The organism is Pollutimonas bauzanensis (assembly GCF_040393045.1).
Taxonomy (GTDB): Bacteria; Pseudomonadota; Gammaproteobacteria; order Burkholderiales; family Burkholderiaceae_B; genus Pollutimonas; species Pollutimonas bauzanensis_A.
The window spans coordinates 1-9,892 of record NZ_JBEBUX010000145.1; the positions used below are offsets into that span (position 1 = coordinate 1).

A 9,892-nucleotide genomic window follows, 5' to 3' on the forward strand; every position below is an offset into this window, starting at 1 on the left:
AAAATCCAGTGCCTTAACCAGCTTGGCGATTCCCCAATTCAACTGCTTATCCAGTGCCGTAGCGGATGATCAAGCAACCCGGGACAAGCCCATGCATTTTGAACAACCGCTGCATTATCGTTTTCACGATTCAGCATTTTACCGATAATTTCCTGCTGGCACACCACTGCTTGCTCAAGCGTTACAAATTCAACAAAAAAGCAGGCACCTGATCCGGTCATTCTTGCTGTTAAACCCTGCTGGCCAAGCCATACTGCAGCTTCGCTCACACGTGGATAACTTGCAAAAACTACTGGTTCCAAATCGTTGCGCCCAAAAAAACCGTTAGTAAAAAAACCGTTCTTAGGTGCATTGATTGTTTGCCAATCAGTAAAGACCGACATTTTGACCGAAGATGAATCTCTTGTCAAATCGGGGGATGAAAATACCCCTGCGGTGGGTACATTTTGCGTCGGTTGCACTACAACATAGGCGCGCTCAGGCAGGCTTAACGGAGATAACAGTTCGCCTATTCCCACGGCAAACGCAGGCTGGCCATAGATAAACACAGGCACATCGGCACCCAGGGCCAAGCCCAGCCGCATCAATTCGTTGCGCGTGAAATTGGTTGCCCATAAACGGTTGAGCGCGATCAGCGTACTGGCGGCGTCGCTGGACCCACCGCCCAGTCCGCCGCCGGATGGAATTTTTTTTTGGTAGCGTATCTGCGCGCCCAGTTTCGTGCCCGAAGCTTGCTGCAGCGCCCGGGCCGCGCGTATTACTAAATCGTCTTCCGGGGCCAGTCCGGCAACAGCTTCGCCCTCGCGCACGATGAGTCCATCGGTACGTTTGTCGAAATGCAAGGTGTCGCAAAGATCGATGAAGCGGAAGGCCGTTTGCAGCAAGTGATAGCCGTCGGGCCGACGCCCTGTCACATGCAGGAAAAGATTGATCTTGGCCGGAGCGGGGACATCGTATAACGCCATGCAGCGTTCCGGCTAAGCGCCGTTGACGACCAGCCGAACGCTAATGGTTCGATTGGCGTCGTTGCGATTCAGCTGCAACAAGGTCGGGCCTTGCGCATCGTAACGGGATAACTGCACGCGCCAGCCGTTCTGACTGAACGACACCGGCTGGCCCTTGCTGTTTTTTTCCAACGCTGAAACATCAGCGCTACCGGTTCGGCCCCGCAGCCAGTCGCGCAAGCCGGCCACCGGTATGGGACTGCCCAATACCTGTTCAACCAAAGCATCAGGGTGTTCGGCCTGCATTGTTTCACCATTGCTGCGGGTAAGCGTTGCCTGGCGAGGCCCTACCTGAACACGCGCCAAGGTGTTGCCCAGCGGATTGAGCAGGTCCAGCATAAGCGTGGGGTCGCTGTCGTGCCAGACGAAGCCCCCCTGCACTGCCTCTTGTTTGCCATTGAAATTAGTCACGCTCAGGGCAAAGCGCCCCGCCCGTTCGAATGCTGATCCACCGGCCCCGGCACCGATCTGCGGCGAGGTGGCACAGGCAGACAATAGAAGGCACAGCAAGCCGGTTAGCCACCATGCTTTACCGCGCTGCAGGTACGACACGATCATTTCAGCGTAACTCCCAGGCGCCGCAAGGTTTTGAGCAGCGTTTCGTTCTCGGGATCTTTAGCCATGCCCTGTTTCCAGATTGTCATGGCCTCGTCTTGACGCTTCGACACCCACAGCACCTCGCCCAAATGGGCGGCCACGTCCGCTGTCGGCAACTGATCATACGAACGGCGCAGATACTCGATGGCCGCTTCGTAATCACCGGTGCGATACAAATACCAGCCCACGCTATCGAGAATATAAGGATTGTCCGGCTCGATCTCGAGCGCGCGTTCCAACAAATTCTGCGCCTCGTCCAACAGCCGATTTTGGTCGGCATAGGTATAGCCCAGCGAGTTATAGGCATTGGCGTTGTTCGGCGCCAGCTCGATGACCCGCTTCATCAGCTTCTCGAACTCGTCGATATTGCCTTGCCGTTCGTACAGCATGGCCAAGTCGTATTTGATCTCGGCCGTATCGGGTAGCGCGGTGTCTGCCTTGACCAATACCTCGACAGCCATATCGCTTCGGCCCGCGTCGCGATAAATGGAAGCCAGCGTCAGGGCGATGACCGAGCGCTCGCGGTGGTCTTGGGGCTTCAGGGAGTCGATGCTGCGGCGAGCCAGCGCCAGGTTGCCCTGTTTAGCCTGCAGCACTGCCTTATGTATCTGAGCCTGGAACCGCAAGGAAGCCTCGTCGATCAGATCCAGCTGTGCAATCGCCTCGTCCAGCTTGTTCTGCTTCTCGGCAATTTGCACCAACAGCAAGCGTGCATCGGACGCATCGGCCATGGCATTGCTGGCCTTGTCATTGATAGACTGGCGCCGCTGCGTCTGGACATTGATATATTCTTCCAGCAAGGCCTTCGCGGGACCATAACGCTCTGCCCGCATATTGACCTCGGCTTCGGTATATAGCAGGTCAAAATCTTCGGGGGCCCTTTGCTTCATGGATTCGACCTGCGCCAAAGCGGCATCGAAGTCGTGGCGATCCACCAGGCGATTCACGAGCATCAACTGCAGTTTGCGACTGTCGGGGTGTTCGGCAATGTAGGCGCGCGTTTCCTTGATGGCGGCCACCGGGTCCACATTGAGCCCATATTCGAGCACGCGCTGGGCAGCCACTTCGGACAAGGGGTCAAGAACCAAAGCCTGGCGGGCCTCTTTAAGCGCTCGCGCCGAATCGGATGCCGCCCACGCAGCATCGGCAAGCGCCAGATGCGCGACAGGCAAGTTGCGCACGGACGGGGGCAAGGCTTTTTCAAGCACATCAAGCGCCACTGTCTTGTCCGCCATTTTGCTAACGATGGCTGAAGCCTGGATAACTGCCTGCTCTGGGTTATCGGACTGTTCTATGCGGGTTCGCAGCGCTTTGGCCAGGCCCGATGTTTGGCCGTTCGACGCCGCCAGCGCAAGCGAAGAAGCCACCGCCTCGGGATCGTTGGGCGCCAGCAAGGACCATTCGCGCGCTGCCTGCAGCGAGCGGTTCAGATTGCGATCGGCCATGGAAAACTGGAACGAGCGCTTGGCCAGGCGGGGATCAGAGGTTTCCCGCGCCAGGTCAAGCAGCGTCTGGCTGGCCATGTCGTAGCGGCCCCTTTGGGCAGCAATTTCGGAAGCCAGTATGCGATACAGGATATCGGCAGTAAGCTTGACCGCTGGCAGTTGGCCAGAATGCAGGCGTATTTGCTCGACCTGCGTGCGTGTTTGAGCTTCCTGCGCCGAATAAGCCGGAACAGTCCACGATGCAAGCACAGGCGCCAGAAATGCCAACAGCAGAGGAATTGAACGTTTCATTAAAAAGAACCACCGCCGCTGCGCCTGAACTACAGCGTCAGATGGCAAAATTGCTAACTTAGATTTAAGGATGTTATCACCCCCTTATGCCCGAACTACCAGAAGTTGAAACCACGCGTCGCGGAATTGCGACGGTTATGCCGGGCCATGAACTACTGCAGTTCGTGGTTTATGAATCCAGAATGCGCTGGCCGGTGCCTGACGACCTGAGCCAGAAAATCAGCGGACATACTGTCTTGAGCTGCGAACGACGCGGCAAATATCTGCTGATCAACTTCGCCCATGGAACGCAAATCATACATCTGGGCATGTCAGGTTCGCTACGGCGCGCGACCCCGGATGAACCACGACGCAAACATGATCATGCCGAATGGATATTCGAGGATGCGCGTTTCCTGCTGCATGATCCGCGCCGCTTCGGAGCCATACTGTGGCACGACGCGGCAGACGGGCCTATTGCGGGGCACCCAATGCTGGCCAAACTGGGCATCGAGCCCTTCGACCCGCTATTCACGCCCCAATATCTGCATCAACACCTGCAGGGCAAGACCCTGGCAATCAAACAGGCATTGCTGGCAGGCCATATTGTCGTGGGCGTCGGCAACATTTATGCATCAGAGTCGCTTTTTCGAGCACGTATCAACCCGCGCACGGCCGCCGGCACCATTTCCCTGGACAGATGCCGCCGCCTGACCGCGGCCATACAGCAAACTCTGGGCGACGCACTGGAGTCTGGCGGCAGCACGCTGCGGGACTATGTCAACGCCACCGGCGAGCCAGGCGCCTACTTTGATATTTATGCAGCCGTCTATGAGAAAGCTGGCAAACCCTGCGCGGTCTGCGCCACCCCTATACGGCGTATCGTGCAAGGACAACGTGCCACCTATTATTGTCCCAAGTGCCAGCGGCAATAACCAAATTCGTCTATAACAAACGCATTGAACATAAACGAATAATGGGATATATTTTCAACAACTATATGGAGACTCCCCACTCATGAGCAAACAGTTCGCCTCGCATGCCGACCTTGAAGACAAGGTTGTGTCCTTCGAAAAACTTTCCGACAACGCCTACGCCTACACGGCTGAAGGGGATCCCAACTCGGGCATCATCATCGGCGACGATGCCGCCATGGTGATTGACACCCAGGCCACGCCTGTTATGGCGCAAGACGTCATCCGTCGGGTCAAGGAAGTCACCGACAAGCCAATCAAATACATTCTGCTGTCCCACTATCATGCGGTCCGCGTACTGGGCGCATCTGCCTATAACGCCCAGGAAATCATTGCCAGCCGCGACACCTACGACCTGATCGTCGAACGCGGCGAGCAAGACAAAGCCAGCGAAATCGCTCGCTTCCCGCGCCTGTTTCGCAATGTCGAATCCGTTCCCCCTGGCCTGACATGGCCAACCATTACGTTCGAAGGGGAAATGACGGTCAACCTGGGAAATCTTGAAGTCCAGATCATGCAGGTCGGGCGCGGCCATACCAAAGGCGACACCATTGCCTGGTTGCCCGAACAACGCATTTTGTTTGCCGGTGACCTGGTCGAATATCAATCTACGCCTTATGCGGGCGATTGCTACTTTCGCGAATGGCCGCATACCCTGGACACGCTTGCTGAATTCAACGCTGAAAAAATGGTCCCAGGACGCGGCCCGGCACTGAAATCCGCCGATGAAGTGCGCAAAGGCCTGGCCGGCACGCGCGCCTTCCTGACGGACTTGTACTCGTGCGTCAACAATGGCGTCGCTGCGGGCAAAGACCTGAAGGCCATCTATCGCGAAACCTACGACTTCATGAAACCGCGCTATGCGGACTGGGTGATTTTCGATCACTGCATGCCGTTTGACGTATCGCGTGCCTACGACGAAGCCACTGGCTACGACGACCCGCGTATCTGGACGGCCGAACGCGATATTGAAATGTGGAAGCAATTGGAAAGCTGATGGGCATGCCGGGTTGCGCAGCCCGCAATACAAGAAAAGCGAACAAGGAGCATCGGGGTGGGAGACATCAATTACCAAACCCTCGAATTCGATTACAAGGCGCACCCGGCCCGCGACACTGAACGGCACGCCGTCGTCGTGGTCGGCGCAGGCCCGGTGGGACTCAGTCTTGCGCTGGACTTAGCCAGCCATGGACAGAAAGTCGTTGTGATCGACGACGACTACCGTTTGTCCTCGGGTTCACGGGCAATCTGCTTTGCCAAGCGCACACTGGACGTCTGGGATCGCCTGGGGGTTGCCGAACGCATGGTTCAAAAAGGCATTTCGTGGAATGTGGGCCGGGTCTACTTTAAAGACAAAGAAGTCTGGAGCTTCGATCTGCTGCCCGAACACGGGCACCATCGTCCTGCCTTCATCAATCTGCAGCAATATTATTGCGAAGGCTATTTATACGAATACGCTGCCAGCCAGCCCAATATCGAACTGCGCTGGAAACACAAGGCGGTTGCAGTAGTTACGCACGGCGACCACGTAACGGTAAGCGTTGACACACCCGATGGCGCTTACACCATGGATGCCGATTGGTTGATCGCCTGCGACGGTGCGCGCTCGCCGGTACGAAAAATGATAGGCCAGGAAACCCGCGGCCGCGTTTTCCACGACCGCTTTCTTATCGCCGATATCAAGACACAAGCCAATTACCCGCACGAGCGCTGGTTCTGGTTCGATCCGCCCTTTCACCCCAACCAATCGGTACTGCTTCACAGCCAACCCGACAATGTCTGGCGCATTGACTTCCAGCTAGGCTGGGACGCCGATCCGGCCGAGGAAACCAAACCCGAAAAAGTCATCCCGCGCATCAAGGCTTTGCTGGGAGCGGATGCCGAGTTTGAACTGGAGTGGGTCAGCGTCTATACCTTTGCGTGCGAGCGCATGGAAAAATTCCGTCACGGCCGCATCTTGTTTGCCGGCGATGCCGCGCATCGCGTATCGCCCTTTGGCGCACGCGGCGCCAACAGCGGCGTGCAAGATATCGATAACCTCGCCTGGAAACTGGACCTGGTTATCCGAAACATGGCGCCGTCTTCGCTGCTTGACACCTACTCCAGCGAACGCGAGCAAGCTGCAGACGAAAACATCTTGCACTCATCCCGCTCGACGGACTTCATTACCCCAAAAAGCGAAATCAGCCTGCTATTCCGCAACACCACACTACGGTTAGCCAACCACTATGAATTTGCACGCAAGTTGGTCAACAGCGGCCGGCTTTCCATGCCTACGTCCTATACAACGTCCAGCCTCAATACGCCCGATACGGATGCATTTTCCGACGCCCTTCCCTTGGGCGCCGTTGCGCCGGACGGCCCTATTACCATTGCTGGTCAAAACGGCTGGTGGTTGAGCCAGTTGGGCGGCCACTTTACTATCGCCGTGTTTTGCCCGACCGCCTTGCCGGAACCGGCCACTATGCAGGAGCTTGCCAGCTTGCAGGCGCACCCGCTGGGGATCAAAGTCGTCGTAGTCCTGGGCGCCAACCTTGCCAATAAGCCGCCAAATGGACTTGCGTCAGTCGTGGATAACGATGCCATCCTGGCTGCGCGCTACGATGCGCAACATGGTGCCTGTTACCTTATCCGGCCCGACCAGCATATTGCCGCCCGCTGGCGCAACATCAACAAGCAGCACCTGTTGTCTGCCATGCTGCGGGCCACAGGTTCGACTACGCAGGTGGCGTCATGACACGGCTATACACACAACCCAATTTTGCCGCACCCGACGATTTCTACGAACGGCTTATTGATGCCCACCGCGACTTGACCACGGCACAAAGCCACGCGATGAATGCAGCGCTAGTGCTGTTATTGTCGAATCATATAGGCGACCTGGACGTCATTGCCGAAGCGCTGGACAAAGCACGCGCCAGCGTTGAAGACACAAACTGAACTCATTTTTTCCGGAGTCTCGAACAATGAGCACACTACAATATCAAACTGGTCTGGGTAACAGCTGCTCGACCGAGGCCTTGCCAGGCGCGCTGCCCATAGGCCGGAACTCTCCGCAGGTCTGCCCATATGGCTTGTATGCCGAACAACTATCCGGCACAGCATTCACCGTACCTCGCGCAGAAAGCCGCCGTTCATGGTTGTACCGTATACGGCCCGCGGCCCTGCAAAAAGCCTTCGAACCATTTAACGGCGCCCCGTCGTGGCAGCATCAGTTCGGATCGGGACCCGTCACGCCGAACCGCCTGCGCTGGAGCCCGCCCGCTATTCCAGAAGCACCCACCGATTTCATCGAAGGCGTAACCACCTGGGCCGGTAACGGCAACAGCGAAGACCTCAATGGCGTCAGTATTAATCTGTATGTCGCCAACCGCTCGATGACAAACCGGTTTTTCTACAACGCCGATGCCGAAATGCTGATCGTGCCGCAAGAAGGCCGCTTGCGCCTGGCGACAGAGCTGGGCTTGATCGACATCGAGCCTTGCGAAATTGCCGTCATTCCGCGCGGCGTGCGCTTCCGGGTGCAACTTATCGATCCAACGGCGCGCGGCTATATGCTGGAGAACTACGGTGCAGTGCTGCGCCCGCCCGAACTCGGCCCCATCGGCTCCAATGGCCTGGCCAACCTGCGCGACTTCCAGATCCCGGTTGCATGGTACGAAGACCGTGAAGGTGAATTCGAGCTGATCGCCAAATTTACGGGCGCCTTCTGGCATACATCGCTATCGCATTCGCCGTTGGACGTTGTTGCATGGCATGGCAATAACGCCCCCTATAAATATGATTTGCGTCGCTTCAATACCATAGGCTCGATCAGCTACGATCACCCCGACCCCTGCATCTTTACGGTACTGACTTCTCCGTCCGATACGCCCGGCGCCGCAAACATCGATTTCGCCATTTTCCCGCCCCGCATCCTGGCCATGGAAGACACCTTCCGCCCGCCCTGGTTCCATCGCAATATTGCCGGCGAGTTCATGGGGCTGATCCACGGCATCTACGATGCCAAAGCCGAAGGGTTCTCGCCTGGCGGCGCCAGCCTGCACAACTGCATGACGCCACATGGCCCCGATGCCGAGACTTTTGAAAAAGCCTCCAATGCCGACATCAGCCAACCCCATTACATACGCGATACGATGGCCTTCATGTTTGAAACACGCCGGGTCATCCGCCCTACACTGGCTGCGCTGTCGTCCAGCACGCTGCAAGACGATTATGATATGGCCTGGTCGGGCTTCACGAAGCACTTCAACCCCGGCAAGCCATGAGCATCAACTGGATAACGCAATGAATTACTTGAACGAAACACATGATCCCAGTCTGCAAAGCTGGGTGTCCTCGGCCAATGTGCCGGACAATGGTTTTCCCATACAGAACTTGCCATTCGGTGTCTTCCGGACTGCAGGCAGTTCGGAAGATTTTCGTCCTGGCGTCGCGATTGGAAACCAGGCTCTGGATCTGGCGGCACTTGCTCACGCGCAGCCCTGGACGGGTCTGGCTGGCGAAGCCCTGGCGAGTTGCCAGGCCCAGCAATTGAATGGTCTGATGGGCCTGGGCCAGGCGCACTGGTCGGCCTTGCGCCTGGAGCTGTCGCGCGCCTTGCGTACCGGATCCCCACTGCAAAGCCTGCTTGAACCCTTGCTGGCAAATCAAGACACACTTGAGTTCGCCGTTCCCGCTCGTATCGGCGACTACACAGATTTTTATATTTCATTGCATCACGCCACCGCGGTTGGCAAACAGTTCCGGCCTGACAACCCCTTGCTGCCCAATTACAAATGGGTGCCTATCGGTTACCACGGGCGCGCGTCCAGCATTGGCGTATCGGGTCAGTCGTTCCCACGACCTGTCGGCCAGACACGCCCCAGCACCGAAGGCGGAAACCCAAATTTTGGTCCCTGCGAACGCCTGGACTATGAATTGGAACTAGGCATTTTCGTTGGCTCCGGCAACGTTCAGGGCGAGCGCATCGCCATCACCGACGCCGAGGCCCACGTATTTGGCCTATGCATTCTGAACGACTGGTCGGCGCGCGACCTGCAGGCCTGGGAATACCAGCCATTGGGCCCCTTCCTTGCCAAGAACTTCGCCAGCACCATCTCGCCCTGGATCGTCACGCTGGAAGCCTTGGCTCCGTTTCGCACGGCGTTTGTGCGCAATGCCGACGACCCGCAGCCTTTGCCCTACCTGACGTCAGACGCCAACCAGGCAACAGGCGCCTTCGATATCAGCCTGGAGGTTTTGCTTAGCACGCCAGAATCGCGCAAGCAGCAGGCCGACCCCGCCCTGTTGTCGAGCAGTAATTTCAAGGAAGCCTACTGGAGCGTGGCACAACTGCTGACCCACCACACAGTCAATGGCTGCAACCTGCAGCCTGGCGACCTGATGGGCACCGGCACCCTTTCCGGCCCAGCCATAGGCCAGGAAGGTTCTTTACTGGAACTGAACCACGGCGGCAAAAAGCCAATCACCCTTCCTTGGGGCGAAGAGCGGGTGTTTTTGCAGGATCACGACGAAGTCATTTTGCGCGCAAAATGCAGCAAGCCGGGCTACCCCACCATCAGCCTGGGGGAGTGCGCCGGCACTGTTCTGCCCGCCAGGG

At 57.3% G+C, this 9,892-nt stretch carries 9 protein-coding genes; 6 read left to right on the top strand and 3 right to left on the bottom strand.

The annotated features are described in order from the left end of the window. Positions 1 to 38: 38 nt before the first annotated feature. Genes ispE through ABWO67_RS17065 form a run of 3 tightly spaced genes read right to left on the bottom strand, consistent with a single transcriptional unit; the run spans position 39 to position 3,337 of the window. Positions 39 to 965, bottom strand: coding sequence for a 4-(cytidine 5'-diphospho)-2-C-methyl-D-erythritol kinase (gene ispE / locus ABWO67_RS17055; RefSeq protein ID WP_353153781.1), 927 nt, complete (start codon positions 963 to 965; stop codon positions 39 to 41). Between the two features lie 12 nt (positions 966 to 977). Continuing rightward, positions 978 to 1,562, bottom strand: a complete 585-nt coding sequence (gene lolB, locus ABWO67_RS17060; RefSeq protein WP_353153784.1) for a lipoprotein insertase outer membrane protein LolB — start codon at positions 1,560 to 1,562, stop codon at positions 978 to 980. Continuing rightward, positions 1,559 to 3,337 carry a tetratricopeptide repeat protein gene (locus ABWO67_RS17065; RefSeq protein WP_353153787.1) on the bottom strand — a complete coding sequence of 593 codons (1,779 nt, stop codon included), beginning with the start codon at positions 3,335 to 3,337 and terminating at the stop codon, positions 1,559 to 1,561. Before ABWO67_RS17065 ends, lolB begins: the two co-directional genes overlap by 4 nt. Before the next feature lie 86 nt (positions 3,338 to 3,423). Here ABWO67_RS17065 and mutM point away from each other — a divergent pair, with 86 nt between their 5' ends. From mutM to fahA, 6 genes are all read left to right on the top strand, one after another. Continuing rightward, a complete protein-coding gene (gene mutM / locus ABWO67_RS17070; protein WP_353153790.1) occupies positions 3,424 to 4,251 on the top strand; it encodes a bifunctional DNA-formamidopyrimidine glycosylase/DNA-(apurinic or apyrimidinic site) lyase in 828 nt (275 codons plus the stop codon). 82 nt (positions 4,252 to 4,333) lie between these two features. Next, entirely contained in the window at positions 4,334 to 5,287 is a 954-nt protein-coding gene (locus ABWO67_RS17075) for an MBL fold metallo-hydrolase (RefSeq protein ID WP_353153793.1), read from the top strand. Positions 5,288 to 5,344: 57 nt separating this feature from the next. Then, a complete protein-coding gene (locus ABWO67_RS17080; protein WP_353153795.1) occupies positions 5,345 to 7,027 on the top strand; it encodes an FAD-dependent oxidoreductase in 1,683 nt (560 codons plus the stop codon). Continuing rightward, positions 7,024 to 7,230 (top strand): DUF2783 domain-containing protein, encoded by a 207-nt coding sequence (locus ABWO67_RS17085; protein WP_353153797.1) that lies wholly within the window; start codon positions 7,024 to 7,026, stop codon positions 7,228 to 7,230. Before ABWO67_RS17080 ends, ABWO67_RS17085 begins: the two co-directional genes overlap by 4 nt. A 26-nt stretch (positions 7,231 to 7,256) precedes the next feature. Beyond that, positions 7,257 to 8,558 (top strand): homogentisate 1,2-dioxygenase, encoded by a 1,302-nt coding sequence (hmgA, locus tag ABWO67_RS17090; RefSeq protein ID WP_353153799.1) that lies wholly within the window; start codon positions 7,257 to 7,259, stop codon positions 8,556 to 8,558. Positions 8,559 to 8,577: 19 nt separating this feature from the next. Then, positions 8,578 to 9,892: fumarylacetoacetase (gene fahA, locus ABWO67_RS17095; RefSeq protein ID WP_353153801.1), on the top strand; the 1,315-nt coding region annotated here is incomplete at its 3' end.

Coding starts and splice junctions, on each gene's coding strand:
- ispE (WP_353153781.1), bottom strand. CDS start 965: ATGGCGTTATACGATGTCCCCGCTCCGGCCAAGATCAATCTTTTCCTG.
- ABWO67_RS17075 (WP_353153793.1), top strand. CDS start 4,334: ATGAGCAAACAGTTCGCCTCGCATGCCGACCTTGAAGACAAGGTTGTG.
- hmgA (WP_353153799.1), top strand. CDS start 7,257: ATGAGCACACTACAATATCAAACTGGTCTGGGTAACAGCTGCTCGACC.
- mutM (WP_353153790.1), top strand. CDS start 3,424: ATGCCCGAACTACCAGAAGTTGAAACCACGCGTCGCGGAATTGCGACG.
- ABWO67_RS17065 (WP_353153787.1), bottom strand. CDS start 3,337: ATGAAACGTTCAATTCCTCTGCTGTTGGCATTTCTGGCGCCTGTGCTT.
- lolB (WP_353153784.1), bottom strand. CDS start 1,562: ATGATCGTGTCGTACCTGCAGCGCGGTAAAGCATGGTGGCTAACCGGC.
- ABWO67_RS17085 (WP_353153797.1), top strand. CDS start 7,024: ATGACACGGCTATACACACAACCCAATTTTGCCGCACCCGACGATTTC.